The 15940-nt window shown below is 43.1% G+C and carries 11 protein-coding genes; 9 read left to right on the top strand and 2 right to left on the bottom strand.

Annotation, left to right across the window (positions count from 1 at the left end; translation table 11 throughout):
- Window positions 1–12: 12 nt before the first annotated feature.
- Window positions 13–339, top strand: a complete 327-nt coding sequence (locus ACM0P2_RS12980) for a YbaB/EbfC family nucleoid-associated protein (protein WP_014950049.1) — start codon at window positions 13–15, stop codon at window positions 337–339.
- A gap of 156 nt (window positions 340–495) precedes the next feature.
- Here ACM0P2_RS12980 and ACM0P2_RS12975 read toward each other — a convergent pair whose 3' ends face one another.
- A complete protein-coding gene (locus ACM0P2_RS12975; protein ID WP_173360214.1) occupies window positions 496–1284 on the bottom strand; it encodes a ferredoxin--NADP reductase in 789 nt (262 codons plus the stop codon).
- Between the two features lie 249 nt (window positions 1285–1533).
- Between ACM0P2_RS12975 and ACM0P2_RS12970 the strand changes: the two genes are divergently transcribed.
- The 8 genes from ACM0P2_RS12970 (at window position 1534) to ACM0P2_RS12935 (ending at window position 13116) form a co-directional block, all read left to right on the top strand.
- A complete protein-coding gene (locus tag ACM0P2_RS12970; RefSeq protein WP_173360213.1) occupies window positions 1534–2238 on the top strand; it encodes a hypothetical protein in 705 nt (234 codons plus the stop codon).
- Window positions 2239–2510: 272 nt separating this feature from the next.
- Window positions 2511–5072 (top strand): HWE histidine kinase domain-containing protein, encoded by a 2562-nt coding sequence (locus tag ACM0P2_RS12965; protein WP_159117479.1) that lies wholly within the window; start codon window positions 2511–2513, stop codon window positions 5070–5072.
- Between the two features lie 4 nt (window positions 5073–5076).
- Complete coding sequence (locus ACM0P2_RS12960) at window positions 5077–7470, top strand: EAL domain-containing protein (protein ID WP_419226675.1); 2394 nt, start codon at window positions 5077–5079, stop codon at window positions 7468–7470.
- 355 nt (window positions 7471–7825) lie between these two features.
- Entirely contained in the window at window positions 7826–8812 is a 987-nt protein-coding gene (locus ACM0P2_RS12955; protein WP_419226674.1) for a hypothetical protein, read from the top strand.
- Window positions 8813–8817: 5 nt separating this feature from the next.
- Complete coding sequence (gene recR, locus ACM0P2_RS12950; RefSeq protein ID WP_105929294.1) at window positions 8818–9417, top strand: recombination mediator RecR; 600 nt, start codon at window positions 8818–8820, stop codon at window positions 9415–9417.
- A 235-nt stretch (window positions 9418–9652) separates the two neighbouring features.
- Entirely contained in the window at window positions 9653–11575 is a 1923-nt protein-coding gene (gene htpG, locus ACM0P2_RS12945; RefSeq protein WP_173360211.1) for a molecular chaperone HtpG, read from the top strand.
- 351 nt (window positions 11576–11926) lie between these two features.
- Entirely contained in the window at window positions 11927–12571 is a 645-nt protein-coding gene (gene adk / locus ACM0P2_RS12940; protein ID WP_159117482.1) for an adenylate kinase, read from the top strand.
- Between the two features lie 149 nt (window positions 12572–12720).
- Window positions 12721–13116 carry an MAPEG family protein gene (locus tag ACM0P2_RS12935; protein ID WP_071815288.1) on the top strand — a complete coding sequence of 132 codons (396 nt, stop codon included), beginning with the start codon at window positions 12721–12723 and terminating at the stop codon, window positions 13114–13116.
- Window positions 13117–13225: 109 nt separating this feature from the next.
- Here ACM0P2_RS12935 and ACM0P2_RS12930 read toward each other — a convergent pair whose 3' ends face one another.
- On the bottom strand, window positions 13226–15820 hold the full coding sequence (locus tag ACM0P2_RS12930) for a TonB-dependent receptor (RefSeq protein WP_173360209.1): 2595 nt from the start codon (window positions 15818–15820) through the stop codon (window positions 13226–13228).
- Window positions 15821–15940 lie beyond the last annotated feature (120 nt).

Here is a 15940-nt window from a genome sequence, read left to right as displayed (position 1 = left end):
GAGACAAAAATTATGTTTAAAGGTGGAATGGGCAATATCATGAAGCAGGCGCAGCAAATGCAAGAGCGCATGCAAAAAGCACAAGATGACCTAGCTAAAATCGAAGTAACCGGTGAAGCCGGTGCAGGTATGGTTAAAGTAACCATGACATGTAACCACAACGTTCGCCGCGTGGACATCGACGAGTCATTGATGGACGATGACAAAGACATGGTTGAAGATCTGGTTGCTGCAGCATTTAACGATGCAGTTCGCCGCGTTCAAGAAACAAGTAAAGAGAAAATGGGTGATGTGACTGGCGGAATGCCACTACCTCCTGGCTTCAAAATGCCGTTTTAAGCAAAAAGCCCCGTATTCATTGGCCTCTGGCTTTTTTAAAAGTTAGTTGGCAAATAGGGGACAAAGAAATATCTTAATAGCTCGGCATATGTCCGAGCTTTTCTGTTTTTGTCGAAAGTAAAACTTGGCACTTTAGCTTTTCAAGCCATGCAATGATCATTTTTCAATAAACGCCTGCTCAATTACATAGTGTCCCATTCGTCTAGAATTAGCCTTTGAGAAACCTCTATCGTTTAGCATGATCATGAGGTCCTGCAACATATTGTCATTTCCACAAAGCATGAAGCGATCGTGATCTGGATTTAAGGAAGGCATTGATGTATCGGCAAGCAGTTTGCCGTTTTCTATAAGGTCTGTGATGCGTCCTTCATGGCGCACACCTTCAAAAACATAGTCTTCTCGTGTTACCGAGGGGTAATAAATCAATTTTTCACGTACTTGTTCACCAAAATAAGGATTATTCGGCAGCACATTTTCAATTTCGCTCTGATAGGCTAACTCCGAGCGCCACCTCGTGCCGTGAACTAAAACGATTTTTTCAAATTTTTCATAAATAAAAGGGTCGCGAATTATACTCATAAAAGGCGCTAACCCTGTGCCTGTGCTAAGTAGATAGAGGTGCTTCCCAGGTAATAGGAAACCGGGTACTAGCGTACCCGCTGGTCTAACGGAAAGCATAATCTCATCGCCAATTGCAATATTTTGCAATCGTGATGTGAGAGCACCATCTGGCACTTTGATACTAAAAAATTCTAGCTCCTCTTCGTAATTCGGGCTAGCGATGCTGTATGCGCGCATCAGTGGTTTTCCGTCAACTTCCAACCCAATCATCACAAACTGACCACTTTCGAAACGAAATGATGACTCCCGGGTAGTTTTAAAGCTGAACAACGTCTCGTTCCAATGGTGAACATCAGTAACCGTCGCACTGATCAGATTTCGCATCCGCTCTCCTTATTATTTCACTGTACGGTGAAGTGTTAAACCAACTTACGTGAGGATATTTCTCAATAATATTGAAAGTACTATTTTGGGTACGAACGAACCATTTTTTCGTTTATCACCAAGTAGAAATTAAACTTTAAAAGTGGCGTAAGCTACATTAAGAAGTGTTTAGAATAGTTTGCAATACTTGCACAATACCCCAGCTAGCGAGTAAACAATAAAAAGATATGAGTTTACAAGGCTTCTATTTTGCTCGCTAAAATATTTAAACATTTTAAAGCCCGTGATGCGGAGCTGGCTTCTTCAAACAAGCATACTGGTGATGCGGTCTCTATTTGGCGCGATACTGGGCAGGTGTATTACTTAGAAAACACGTTAAAACTCACTTATCAGTCTAACTCAGGTGCGATTACGATTGAAAAAGTATCTCTTGAATCTCTTCCCCGCGTCCTTAAAGAACTTCAAAATTTAGACAATAATTCACCGCTCGCTCGCCAAGAGGTCGCTAATCAAACAGATGCATTTTACGTTAGCGTTTGCGGGGTAACATGGCAGCGCTCTTCTGATGGAAACAATGTTCGTGTCAAAGCGCTTCCCGAAGCTGCTGTGTTGAGAAGCCCAACTGCATGTTTTACAAAATCGCAGGCGGTATTTAAACATGCTTTTATGTTGGAGCATGACGATTTATTGTCACCGACGTCGTCTTCAAGCAAACCTGGCATTTACACATACAATCGAATTTCAATCGCAGATTTTACTGAACAGTTAAAACGTTCAAATGCACAGATAGCGCCCTCTCACAAAGCAAAAGTAGGCATCCAATATGAGAACTTTAAAAGTGCATTTACTGAGCATGAGCAGGCGAATATTGACCAGTGCCTTGAAACGGAGTTCTTCGAGAAAGTCGATGATGGGAAAATGAACCTGCTATCAAACGACGATAAGAGAACATAGCGAAGTCGCAGTGTTCTTGCCTGAATTCATAACGCTCAGGTAAAACTGGGATTATGCGTGTCATAGTAAAGCCTCTCAGTTATATTAATATATTCGCATGAACGTATCTTTATCTTGGAGAGTGGGCTATACCTTTAACAGCATCAGGTTAAAAACATATCCAAAATCCTTTTTAACACAGTCTTATCAGTAAACAGAAGGCTAATGATGTGATGCACCCTCAAACCAGAGATGTTAAGCAAGCAAACGAGTAAACAACTAAATGGCGTTTTATGAGCAGCGACACTAAAGAACTATCTTCACTAATCACGCAGTGTGACAAAGAGCCTATACACCTGTTAGGAAAAATTCAGAATCATGGATTTATGGTGGTTCTTGATAGGTCTGGAACGATTGAATTTTTATCAGAGAATGCCTCTGCATTTATAAATAAGAGTACAGACGAGTTAATCGGTGCTTCTTTTTGGAATCTCTTAGATCGGAATTTAGTTCATTCAATCAAAGGGGCACAAAGCCAAGCGATTATTCTTGGTAAAGCGGCCTATCTCTACTCGGTTTCTGTTGCTTTCTCCGACAATACGTTTGATTTATGTGTTCATCAAAGTGATGGATATCTTGTCCTTGAGTTTGAACATAGTGAGTCCTCGCGAAAATTTGAAAGTGTCATTGAGGCGTTGATGATTCAAATGACAATGTTTTCGGAACTCGGAGAGCTTTATTCTGGCCTTGCTCAAAGCGTTCGCACTGCAACGGGCTTTGATAGAGTGATGGTGTATCAGTTTCTTGCTGACGGCTCTGGTGAAGTAATCGCTGAATCAACATCAGGCGAAATGACCCCATTTTTAGGGTTAAGGTACCCCGCATCAGATATTCCTCGTCAGGCTCGGCAGCTGTACAAGAAAAACCTCATAAGAATCATATCTGACGTTTACGGTGAAACACATGAGATTTTAGGGAGAGATGAGAACAAAGCGCGGCATGTTGATCTATCGCTGTCTCGTCTGAGAGCTGTGTCTGAAGTGCATATTCAATATCTGAAAAACATGGGTGTTGGGGCATCCATGTCTATATCGCTTATTGTTGAGGGTGAGCTCTGGGGGTTAATTGCATGCCACCACAATAGCCCAAAAGTAGTGCCCAGTAGGCTCGTATCGCAATTAGAGTTATTCGCTGAAATGTTCTCGCTTGAGCTTTCTCGACGGCTAGTTACAGAACGGATCAGAGTGAGTGAACAAGCAAACTCAACCTTTGCACGAGTTTTAAGTAATTTTTCCCACGGAGGCTCAATTACTAACGCGATAGTCGAGCAGTTGGCCCTCTTAAAAACCCTTATTGATATAGATGGTGTGGGCTGTATTTTTAGCGGTGAATATACCAGAGCAGGCTCTGCTCTTGATGAGGAGAGTATTCTGCGCCTTACCGCTATCTTAAAGCGGCTTCCTGAAGAAGAAATACACCAATTTGATAGTTTGGCTGACTGTGGCGGTGATTTTTCTGGTGGAAAGGTTGCCGGTGTACTCGCGCTTAAGATATCAAGCCAACCTATGGATTACATATTCCTTTTCAGAAACTCAGTTGTAGAGCAGGTGACATGGGCAGGTAATCCAGAAAAGCGAGTTGAACAAAAAGGGGAAGAGAAGATCCTCACCCCAAGAGCAAGCTTTGACAAGTGGATCGAATATAATGAATTTAAGTCGATTCCGTGGACTACATTAGATATAGAACGGGCTAAATCCATTCGCCTTGGGGTTATGGAGCTGACGATCCGCCATCTCCATGAGAAAGAAGCATTACAGCGAGAGGCTAAAAAAAGGCTGGAACTGCTCATAGGAGAGCTTAACCATCGCGTTAGAAATATTTTAAACTTAGTGAGCGCTATTATCGGACAAACGTCTCAGCATAAAAAAAATATCAATGACTTTGTAAGCTCTCTGTCGTCCCGTATTTCAGCGTTAGCTTTGGGTCATGATCAACTTACTCACGCCTCATACAACAGTATTCATTTTCGGCAGTTGCTCAATAACGAGTTGAAAGCGTACATGGTCAACGAATCATCGTTCCATATTGAAGGCCCTGAAATCAAACTAAAGCCGTATGCAGTAACGCCCATTGTCCTTGTTTTCCATGAAATGATCACGAATGCTGCAAAGTACGGTGCGTTAAGCGCAACAAGTAATGACGGCAGGGTGTCAATCACTTGGGAGCTTAATAATAAGGGCTGCAAGATATTCTGGAAAGAACTTGGCGGCCCTCCTTTACATAGTCTAGGGGAAGATAGTTTTGGAATGACGGTTATTAAATCTGTTATTCCACATGAACTAAAAGGCCGAACTGAAATTAAGCCAACGATAACGGGCCTCACCGCAGAATTTTTGATACCCAGCAAATATATAGAGCTCGAAGACACTTATCTAATTGATGAACACGATGAAGGTAACAACAGAGCTATTAAAGCTAATAACATAGAGAGTCCTAAGCCACTTTCTAGCGCCTTTATTGTAGAAGATAACTTGCTTATTTCTCTAGATTTGAAGAAACACCTCAAAAAAATGGGGCTCGAGCAAATTGAAATTTTTGGCGATATTGCCAGTGTCCGAGCTGCTTTGGCGAAAAGTCGACCATCAATGATGTTTTTAGACGTACATTTGGGGCATGAAAATACCTTCCAATTGGGAGGAGAGATAGCGAAACTATCTATCCCATTTATATTTATAACAGGTTACGGCGCCGCAATTGATTTACCCTATGAGCTTAAAGATGTGACTGTGTTAACAAAACCTGTTGATACCGGTCTTTTAAAACAATCAATAGAAGCCTTCGGCTTTGAGGTGTGACGTAGTGACAAAAATAATGGCTCCGTCAGTAGTCATAGTCGAAGACAGTCTCGTCGAGATTATGAATATCCAAAACATACTCGCGGAGGCTGATATACGGGTCTTAGGCACTGCGATAAATACCGAACAACTTTTTGCGTTAATAGAAAAAGAAAGCCCTGATTTGATCCTCATGGATATAAACCTAGGCGGAGGTGAATCGGGTATAGACATTGCAAAGTTAGTTGCTGAACAGTTCGCGGTTCCCATCGTTTTTACTACTTCATATTGTGACGACACCACTATCTCTAATGCTTTAAAAGTGTCGCCCTATGGTTATCTCGTTAAACCCTATGGCGCATTGTCATTAACAACGACAATATTGGTCGCCCTTGAGAGAAAAAGAATTGAGCATGAACTCGCCTCGTCGAACCGCCGTTTTGCCATGGCGTCAGATATGGCGAAACTGGGAGTGTTAGAAATTGATAGCGCCTCTAGCTCTATAATCATTGAGAGTGTAGATAACCTTTTTGATTTTCCTAGAAAGCTCACCGTAGAGAAATTCCTTTCTTTGTTTACTGACGAGCAGCGCTTAGAAATGGCAGAAGCAATAAGGCTCAAGACTAATTATTTAACGACTCTGCAGTTAAAAATTGCTGGAAGAGAAACTCGTTGGTACCAGGTTGTCTTATCTGATGTAGTGTGGGAGAAGGACTATGTGCAAATTGGTGCTATTCAGGATATTTCAATTCTGCAACATGCTCAGTCTAACCTGACCATAGCAGATCGGGTTGTTAGTGAAATTAAAGAAGGGGTGCTGGTTTGCGATGCGAACGGGTCAATAGTCAAGGCTAACAAAGCGTTGTGCGAAATGCTTGGCTGCGAGCCGAGTGAGCTTATCTCACAGGATATAAATAAAATTTTCCCCAAAGAGCGCAGACACGACCCCCGTCCCGATTACCTAATGGATGGGTTAAGAACAGATCTCACCATCGTAAATGAAGGGCGTAGATATCATTTAGTTATGTCAGTCACGTCTTTCGATAATGGCAGTGGAGAAACTCACTTTGTTGCTATTTTGACCGATGTCTCAGACCTCAAGTCATCGGAAAACCAATTAAAGCTTTTAGCGTTTACCGACGCACTCACTGGGGCAGGCAACCGCAACCATTTAAATAATCTAGTAGAAACGTTCAGTGAGTCCTGCGAACCATTTTCAATTATTTTTATTGATATTGATGAATTCAAACTCATTAACGACACCCATGGTCACGAGGTAGGCGATGAAATCCTCAGAACTTGTGCCAGCCGTTTCAAAGCAGCAATTCGGCAAGACGACTCCGTCTTCAGGTTCGGTGGTGATGAGTTTGTAGTTGTTACAGGTACTACATGTGAAAAGCATTTGAGTAACGTGACTTTCAGGCTGTCAAAATGTTTTAGCAAATCTTTCAAAACATCATCGGGCAGCTTTAATATCTCGGCAAGTATAGGCGTGGCCACCTCGACAGGTAACATCCCTGCTGTTGATTTATTAAAAAATGCTGACATAGCTATGTTCTCAGCTAAACAAAACGGAAAAAATAACACAGTCGTATTCAGTGAAGACTTATCTAAAAACATAGAGTACCAACTGTTTATCCAGCAAGGGCTAAAAAGCGCAATTCAGAATAAACAAATCACCGCCTACTATCAGCCTATTATCGGGGCTAAAGGAGAAATAATAGCCATTGAAGCGCTTGCCAGATGGTACATTCCTAGCCACGGTCCTATTAGCCCAGATAAGTTTATTCCCATTGCTGAGCGCTCGAATCACATCCATGACATCGGTCTACTAATGTTGGATGAGGTTTGCTTTGCAATTAAAACCATCGATCGCTGGGGTTTCTCAAACGTAAGATTTAACTTAAATATGTCAGCTGTACAGCTTCAAAATTCAGGAATAATCGACCTGTTTGCGGAACGCTTCGCCTTTCATAATATTTCCGCAAAACGAATTGTTATAGAAATCACGGAATCAACCTTACAAAGTGAGAAAGCACGGGAGGTGCTAACAGCTATCAAGCAGCTAGGTGTTACAATTTCAATCGATGATTTTGGCACTGGTTTCTCATGCATCTCAGAACTTGCGGACGAAGCTTATGATTCGATAAAAATAGACCGTTCATTGCTGCCAGATTTTCCTCTTGAGACTAGAGGGGAACTACGAAGATCGCTCATTATCGAAAATGTAGTCTCAATGTGTGAAAAACTTGGAATGCCTTGTACTCTAGAGGGATTAGAAACTGCTGAACAGGTCAACTTTGCGAAGAAAATTGGTGCTCGTGCTATGCAAGGCTTTTACTTCAGTAAACCTCTTAGCTTGGAAGGGCTAATGGAGTTTCTTCAGGCCGAGTTTGCAACGAGAACCGTAAATGTTTAGCGCGACTAGCCTTCAGAAATAAACCAAGCTAGTAATGCCCATTATTAAAGGAGCGCGAGAAGTTAACGTTGGTATTTTGATTTTTTACCCTTGAGTTTTGCATCAATGCCAATCTCATATACGTTTTTGAGTATGTAGATAATTCCACTATACTGCTCAGCAAATTCAGACGGTTTCAATCAGTACAACATATCGCACGGATTGGTATTAGATGCGAGATTGGTCTTATTTCTTATATTATTCGTTATATTACTGTCGCCATCATTCCCAAACTGCGTAATGCTGCTTCTTACTAATCAAATTCAGGGAAATGATGTGTCGGCACACTTTTACCTAAGATAGAGGGTTTTTAGTAGTGCTAAGGAAAGGCTTAGTTATCACCACGGTTATTCTTCTTCCTATTGCCGCCGTGGCATTTTTTATGAGTGTGCATGAACTGTTTAAAATGAAAACAGTGACAGTCGATCCAAAACTTAAAGAAATATCAGGCATTGAATTCGATAAGTACAAAAGACTTTGGGCTATCAACGACAGTGGTGACGGACCCATTCTCTACATGCTCAATAAAGATGGTACGATAGAAAGAGAAGTTACGGTTACCAATGCAAAAAATGTCGATTGGGAAGATATGACTCAAAATAGTTTTGGTCATTTCTTTTTAGGCGACTTCGGGAATAATGACAATAGGCGCCGTTGGCTTACGATCTATAAAATCGAAAATCCCATTGATATAAAAACAGATACTACCGAAGCTGAAATTATAAAATTTACTTATCCGGAAATGGGAAAAGGCAAAGTTAAACCCCAAGATAAGAATTACGACCTAGAAGCCTTTGTTGAATATAAACGAAATCTTTATTTATTTACCAAAAACAGAACTCAGCCTTTTGATGGTATAACGAAGCTTTACAAGGTAGGTGATCATGCCGCCAACTTTGATGCACAGCTTATTGGCGAGTTTAAAACCTGTACCACGCTTGAAAAATTATGCTGGATAACCTCTGCTGCAATTAGTCCAGACAGAACAAAACTCGTATTACTAGACTCTACCAGTTTATGGCTGTTTGAAAATTTCGAAGGTGATAACTTCTTCAGTGGAGACGTGTCTCGCATCGACCTAGGCGTAGTCACACAAAAAGAGGCGGTTACTTTCTACGATAACAATACGCTGGTTTTTACAGATGAAGAGTATAAAGGGTTATTTGGTGGAAATGTGTATGAAGTTAAACTCGACCAAGCCAAGCGTAACGTGATTAAATACCGCGATAGACTAAAACGAGATAGCGAAGGCGCAGAACCAAAGCGCGGATCCTCTCAACTAGAAAAAGCACCGAAGCAGTAGATATTATGAAGTTCAGTCCCTTACTTTCAGAATTAATTCAGGCCCTAACTTGCTTACCTGGTGTTGGTAATAAAAGCGCGCAACGAATGGCGTTTCACCTTCTAGAGCGAAATCGCACGGGTGCTATTGATTTAAGCAATGTGCTTCATAATGCCATGGAGCATATTCATCACTGCAAGCGCTGTAGAACCTTCACTGAAGACGAACTATGTGACATATGCCGTCATCCAGAGCGCGAAGCAAGCGGCCTTCTGTGCATTGTAGAAAGCCCGCAAGATGTTTTAGCAATTGAGCAAACGTTAAGTTACAAAGGCCAATACTTTGTGCTGATGGGGCACTTATCACCTATTGACGGCGTAGGGCCCGAAGAAATAGGGTTAACAGAATTAGAAGCACGCCTTGGTGCGGGTGGAATTAATGAGGTGATCCTTGCTACCAATCCGACAGTGGAAGGAGAGGCGACGGCGCACTACATAGCACAACTTTGTGCAAGCCACAGTGTTGATGCTTCTCGTATTGCCCATGGCGTGCCAGTTGGCGGAGAGCTCGAGTATATTGACGGCAATACGCTAACCCATGCGTTTTCAGGCCGCCGTAAGCTTTAGTTTTAAAGCGTCGCGTTTTTCTATGAGTAAAGTAGAACGCGATTTTCTTCCTATTCGCCTATTGCTTTTTGGGCGACTCCCTCTTAATCGTTTGTAAAACAGCCTACGCCACTCGTTCTCATTAAAAAATCTCCCAATTGAAGATAAATTTTCGTTCTAAACGTTGAAAAGTACGTTGAGCGACCTTACCTGATTAACATCAAACGTGATCCATTCAACGAGGAGATATTGGATTATGGCTGAAGCAGCCCAAAAAGAAACCCACGGTTTTCAAACAGAAGTAAAACAGCTTCTTCAACTGATGATTCACTCTTTGTATTCAAACAAAGAAATTTTTCTACGCGAGCTGGTCTCAAACGCGGCAGATGCTGCAGACAAACTGCGCTTTCGTGCGCTAGAAAATGATAGCCTGTATGAAAATGATGGTGAATTAAACGTAAAGCTGAGCGTCGATAAAGAGGCGAACACGGTAACGATTACCGATAACGGTATTGGTATGACTCGCGATGAAGTAATCGCGAATTTAGGCACCATCGCAAAATCTGGCACTAAAGACTTCTTCAGCAAGCTTTCTGGCGATAGCGCGAAAGACTCGCAGCTTATTGGTCAGTTCGGTGTAGGCTTCTACTCAGCGTTTATCGTTGCAGACAAAGTGACGGTTCGTACTCGTGCAGCTGGCGCTGATGCCTCTACCGGTGTTGAATGGGTTTCAGACGGTGAAGGTGAATTCACCATCGCGGAAATCAACAAGCCTACGCGCGGTACAGAAATTACGCTTCATCTACGTGAAGACGAGAAAGAATTTGCCGACACATGGCGCCTTCGCTCTATCGTAAGCAAATACTCTGACCACATTAGCATTTCTGTGCAAATGTGGAAGGACGAAGTGCCAGAGAGTGAAGGTCCGGATGGCGAAAAAATAGAAGCTCAGCCTGGTGAGTGGGAAGTGGTTAACAAAGCCACCGCGCTTTGGACTCGTGAAAAGTCTGATATTCTTGACGAAGAATACAACGAATTCTACAAGCATATTTCTCACGACTTCGCTGATCCGCTAGCATGGGCACATAACAAAGTAGAAGGTAAAACAGAGTACACTAGCTTGCTTTACATACCTTCTAAAGCGCCGTTCGACATGTGGAACCGCGACCAAAACCATGGTCTTAAGCTTTACGTTCAACGCGTTTTCATCATGGATGACGCAGAGCAGTTTATGCCGACCTATCTGCGCTTTGTAAAAGGTTTGCTAGATAGTAACGATCTACCGCTAAACGTGTCTCGTGAAATCCTTCAAGACAACAAGATTACCCAAGCACTGCGCCAAGGCTGTACAAAGCGCGTTTTACAAATGCTTGAGAAAATGGCGAAGAATGACAGTGAGAAATATCAAACGTTCTGGAACGAATTTGGTAACGTGTTGAAAGAAGGGCCAGCAGAAGACTTTAGTAATCGCGAGAAGATTGCCGGACTATTGCGATTTGCATCTACCCATGGTGAATCTGACGCACAAACAGTTTCATTAGCTGATTATATTGAGCGCATGAAAGAAGGTCAGGACAAGATTTACTACGTGACTGCAGATAGCCTGCAAGCAGCGAAGTCTAGTCCACACCTTGAGATCTTCCGTAAGAAGGGAATCGAAGTGCTGCTAATGGGCGAGCGCATTGACGAATGGTTAATGTCTCACCTAACTGAGTTTAATGAGAAGCAGTTTGTTTCTATCGCGAAAGGAAACTTAGATTTAGGCGACTTAGAAGACGAAGAATCTAAGAAAGCCCAGGAAGAAGCAGAAAAAGAAGTTGAAGGTGTACTTGAAAGAGCAAAAGCTGCGCTCGGAGATAAGGTAGTAGACGTTAAGTTTACACATCGTCTTACTGATTCACCTGCAGTGATCGTTGCTGACGATAACGGCATGACTACGCAAATGATGAAGCTGATGCAGGCGGCTGGTCAGACAGTGCCAGACGTGAAGTATCATTTCGAACTAAACCCTGAGCATAGCTTGGTTAAACTGCTTGCTGATACGCAAGATGAAGAGCTATTTAATCAGTGGGTAGGTGTGTTGTTCGACCAAGCTGCGCTATCAGAACAGGGCAGCTTGAAAGACCCTTCTAGTTTTGTTCAGAACTTGAACACTTTATTAATGAAGTTGGCCAAATAGGCAAGTGAATTAGAATATTTACGTAAAAAAACGGGCGTCATGCCCGTTTTTTTATTGTAACGTTCTATAAAATTAAGTTTGACCGTTTTACTGTGCTATATTTTGGCAGTTAAAAATGTCAAGTTAATCGCTATGCGCGTTAAGTTATTCAGCTTCAGCAGGGGATGAGTTGTTTGGTAATTTTCTCATCAACATAAGTGTAAACCTATAAAAGCGCCAATAAGCTGAACATATATTCGCCATTAGTCTTAAGATTAACATTACGGTACTCCTTACACTTGTCACCCCTGTGTTGAATGTGTAAAGTGCCCGAAGTAAAAAGTTTAAAAATCATAAGCGGAGAACGCACTCATGCGAATCATTCTTCTCGGCGCTCCTGGCGCGGGTAAGGGCACACAAGCTCAGTTCTTGATGGGCAAATATGGCATTCCACAAATTTCAACGGGCGATATGCTTCGTGCTGCGATTAAAGCGGGCACTGAGCTTGGTCTTGAAGCAAAGCGTGTAATGGATGAAGGTAAGCTTGTTTCTGATGAAATCATCATTGGTCTAGTTAAAGAGCGTATCGCTCAAGACGACTGTAAAGATGGCTTCTTGTTAGATGGTTTCCCTCGCACTATTCCACAAGCTGATGCAATGAAAGAAGCTGGTGTTTCTGTTGACCACTGCATTGAGTTTGACGTTCCAGACGATGTAATTGTAGAGCGCATGGGGGGCCGTCGTGTTCACCCTGCATCGGGCCGTGTATATCACGTGGTATATAACCCACCGAAGGTGGAAGGGAAAGATAACGAGACCGGCGATGACCTAATTGTTCGTGATGACGATAAGGAAGAAACGGTACGCAAGCGCCTTGCAATTTACCATGAGCAAACCAAGCCGCTTGTAAATTACTACAGCGCAGAAGCCGAAGCTGGAAACTGTGAGTACCATAAGCTAGACGGTACTCGCCAAGTTGAAGAAGTAAGTGCTGAACTTGCAGAGCGTTTAGGCTAATCGTCGACAACGTTTACAAAAGGTCGCTTATGCGGCCTTTTTTGTTGCTTGTAACTTACTAGCAGATAACGTTTAATTGCGTTCATGATGATGAGAACGCAACTGCCGACCATTTCATCGCGATACAACTATAACATGTGGAGTTAACCATGGTTTTGCCAATCACGGCGTTTTACGCCAGCCTGCTGGGTATTTGTTACCTGTATTTGTCGTTTTTAGTTATTGGAGCCAGACGTCGCCACCAAGTAGGTATTGGAGATGGCGGTCATGAAGATCTTATTCGTCTGTCTAGAGCCCATGGTAATTTTAGTGAATACGTTCCTATTACGCTTATAATGATCGCGTGCTTCGAAGCCAATACGGGTCAAGTGTGGGCGGTTCACGCGCTAGGCAGTGCACTATTATTTGGTCGTGTGCTGCATGCCTATGGCCTAGGACGCCACTCTGGCGTTAGTTGGCAACGCTTCGCCGGTATGATTCTAACCTTCCTCGCTATGCTTTGTGCTGCCGTGGGTAACCTGGTGCTCATTCATTTTGGATTGTAAAATTAATCATAACAAGTTCCTTCAAACTGAATAGCTCGCTCGTGTGGTGGAATAAAAAAGCGCTCGGTGCATATAAAATGCATCGAGCGCTTTGTCTTCTTAGATACCTTTAGAAGCGGTAAGTTACTTTGGAGTAAACAAAACGGCCACGAGGGTTGTGTACACTGCCTACGTAACCATAAAGATCGCTATCGCCATCACCAATTGCAAACGGCGGCTCTTCATCTAGCAGGTTGTTTGAACCAATGACCAAGCGAAGATTATCGCTGTAGTTATAACCAAATTGTAAGTCTACCAGCATTTGAGAATCAACGGTTCTAGACGTATTTTCCTCGAAATCTAATACACCGTCGAAATCAATATCTGGGGTGTCTTCAAACTCACCAATAAAGCTAATGTTTAGGTTGGCATCAAACGCGCCTTTTGACCAAGTAGTGCCGAACAACCAGCGGTGTTCTGGATAACCGTATTCGCCCGTATATTCTAAACCGTCTTTTTCAAACTTATTCATGTAAGACCAATCTAGGTTAAAGCGCACGTTACCGTATTCTTGCAATTCCATGCTGTAATTAGCACTGAAATCAACACCTGATGCTTCTTGTGATGAGACATTCTGATAGGTGTTGAAAATTTTCTGAATAACACCTAGTGACTCACCTTGCTGAGGGTCTAAACGAACACAGACTGTACTGTCTTGATTATTACATTCTGCATCGTAAACAAGACCGAACTGCTGCTCGTCGATTTTGTTATCTTGGGTAATACTCCATACATCAATGCTCAAACCGAGTTCTTGAATAGGTGCGTAGATCACACCAACGTTCCACGACTCTGACTCTTCTGCATCAAGATTAGGGTTACCCGCAAACTCGATATTGTAGTCTAGCGATTCACAGTCTTGACCCGTTGCCTCACAGCGATATTGGTCTACGAAGAATACGCTTTTCTGCGATGGACCAAGGCCAACTTGTGCAAGAGAGGGTGCTCTAAACCCTTGTGCCCATGAGCCGCGAACTGTGACTTCATCACTTGGTGCCCAACGTAATGCGATTTTAGGATTGGTTGTGCTGCCAAAGTCACTGTAATGATCGTAACGGCCAGCGAGTTGAAGCTCTAGTTGATCAGCCAATGGAATTGATAACTCTAGATATGCTGCGTACTGGTCCCGTTCTGCTGAAGCTGAAACCGATTCAGTACCAAAAATGAGTCCCCGTTGGAACTGCACATCAGGAATATCAGACACTTGCTCTTCGCGATACTCGACACCCGCAGCCATCATCACAACGTCGTCACCAAAGCTAAAGGCTTCACCAGTGATATGTGCATCAACACTTGTCATGCGAGACTCACCGCGGCGTACAAGGCTTGTAGTGATTTCGTCAATCACACTTTGTGGGTTGGTTACGCCGCCGAAAGGGTTATAGTTACCAAGATCGATTTGTTCTTGTAGCCAGTCAACACGCACCCAACCTTGTGATTGGTCACCGCTTTGCTCCGAACGGCTTCGTCCTTTTTGTACTGATGCTTCCCAGTCGTAATCGTTAAATGTACCGCGTAATCCCGCAACTAAACGAAGGGTATCAGACTCAATATCCCAACGGCGCGCGCCAGCATCAACAGGGCGGTAGCGACCAATTTCAATGTCCTGACCAAATGGATTGTTGGGGTGAGTCCCCGGAACGGTTAGGCCCGCATCTTCATCCAAGGGCGTTGCTGCACCGCCTGCTTCCGATGTGTTGTGCTGCATAGCAACTTCCATAAACGCTGTTGTCTCATCGCCAATTTTGTAATCGAATTGGCCAATAAAGCCCACGCGTTCAGAGGCTGGAATTGTTAATCCAAACGGGCCGTAATCGAATAAGCAACTGCCAGAAGCCGTAGCGCTATCTGCAGGGCAGTCTGGATCGATTGTTTTAACGCCATCTACATAGAAGTAGCCTGGATAACCCCGTGATGAACGAAAATCCATACCGCCATACGGTGACTGGTTGGCCGTACCAAAACGGCCCATTTCATCAGCACCCAGCGTGCTGTTATTGAAATAGTCAATAATAACGGTTGCGCTGCTTTTTTCGCTTTGAGAGCCCCACAGAATACTTGCAGTGGTTTCGTCATAGCTAGGGCCAGTTGTGCCGCCATAGCCAGCGTTAATTTCAAGACCTTCATAGTCTTTCTTAAGTACAACGTTAACTACACCTGCTACCGCATCGGAACCATAAATTGCAGATGCGCCGTCTTTTAGAATATCAATGCGCTCGATGGCTGATACGGGTATCGAGTTAATATCTACAAATGAGTTGGTAATACTTTCGGCAAAGGCGCTGATGGCGACGCGGCGGCCGTTAATGAGAACTAGTGTTGCATCTGGTCCCATACCTCTGAGTGATACTGCTGCTGCACCATTAGCGGTAGAGTCTTGGCTGTTGTTGCGAGTTGAAAAAGTACCGGCACCCGTGGCTGGCATTCTTTCTAAAAGCTGCTGTAAGTTTTCATAGCCCATGCCTTCAATCATTGTTGCGTCAATTGACTGAATAGGAGAGGGGCCTTCCATATCTGTGCGTTTAATGCGTGAACCGGTGACTGCAATTCGCTCAAGGTTCGCTGCTTCTTCATCAGCTTGCTGCGCATGTACAGGACTTAGTGAGGTAATTCCTGCAAGTGCCAATCCCACTGCTATAGCACTTATTTTACGACCTTGTTTCATTGTTATTTCCTTATTATCCATTTACTTGTTGTGTGTTGCTGCAACATAAGTATGTTACGAACTCATGAATAGCATTTCTAATACTAAAGTTGCAATAGTAGCAATGGCGAAATTTGTGAC

The sequence above is a fragment of the Alteromonas sp. OM2203 genome (assembly GCF_048517045.1).
In the GTDB taxonomy this organism is placed as follows: domain Bacteria; phylum Pseudomonadota; class Gammaproteobacteria; order Enterobacterales; family Alteromonadaceae; genus Alteromonas; species Alteromonas gracilis.
The sequence above is the reverse complement of the archived record's forward strand: the minus strand, read 5'-3'. Positions and strand labels throughout refer to the sequence as shown.

Coding starts and splice junctions, on each gene's coding strand:
- ACM0P2_RS12980 (WP_014950049.1), top strand. CDS start 13: ATGTTTAAAGGTGGAATGGGCAATATCATGAAGCAGGCGCAGCAAATG.
- ACM0P2_RS12965 (WP_159117479.1), top strand. CDS start 2,511: ATGAGCAGCGACACTAAAGAACTATCTTCACTAATCACGCAGTGTGAC.
- ACM0P2_RS12930 (WP_173360209.1), bottom strand. CDS start 15,820: ATGAAACAAGGTCGTAAAATAAGTGCTATAGCAGTGGGATTGGCACTT.
- ACM0P2_RS12975 (WP_173360214.1), bottom strand. CDS start 1,284: ATGCGAAATCTGATCAGTGCGACGGTTACTGATGTTCACCATTGGAAC.
- htpG (WP_173360211.1), top strand. CDS start 9,653: ATGGCTGAAGCAGCCCAAAAAGAAACCCACGGTTTTCAAACAGAAGTA.
- recR (WP_105929294.1), top strand. CDS start 8,818: ATGAAGTTCAGTCCCTTACTTTCAGAATTAATTCAGGCCCTAACTTGC.
- ACM0P2_RS12935 (WP_071815288.1), top strand. CDS start 12,721: ATGGTTTTGCCAATCACGGCGTTTTACGCCAGCCTGCTGGGTATTTGT.
- adk (WP_159117482.1), top strand. CDS start 11,927: ATGCGAATCATTCTTCTCGGCGCTCCTGGCGCGGGTAAGGGCACACAA.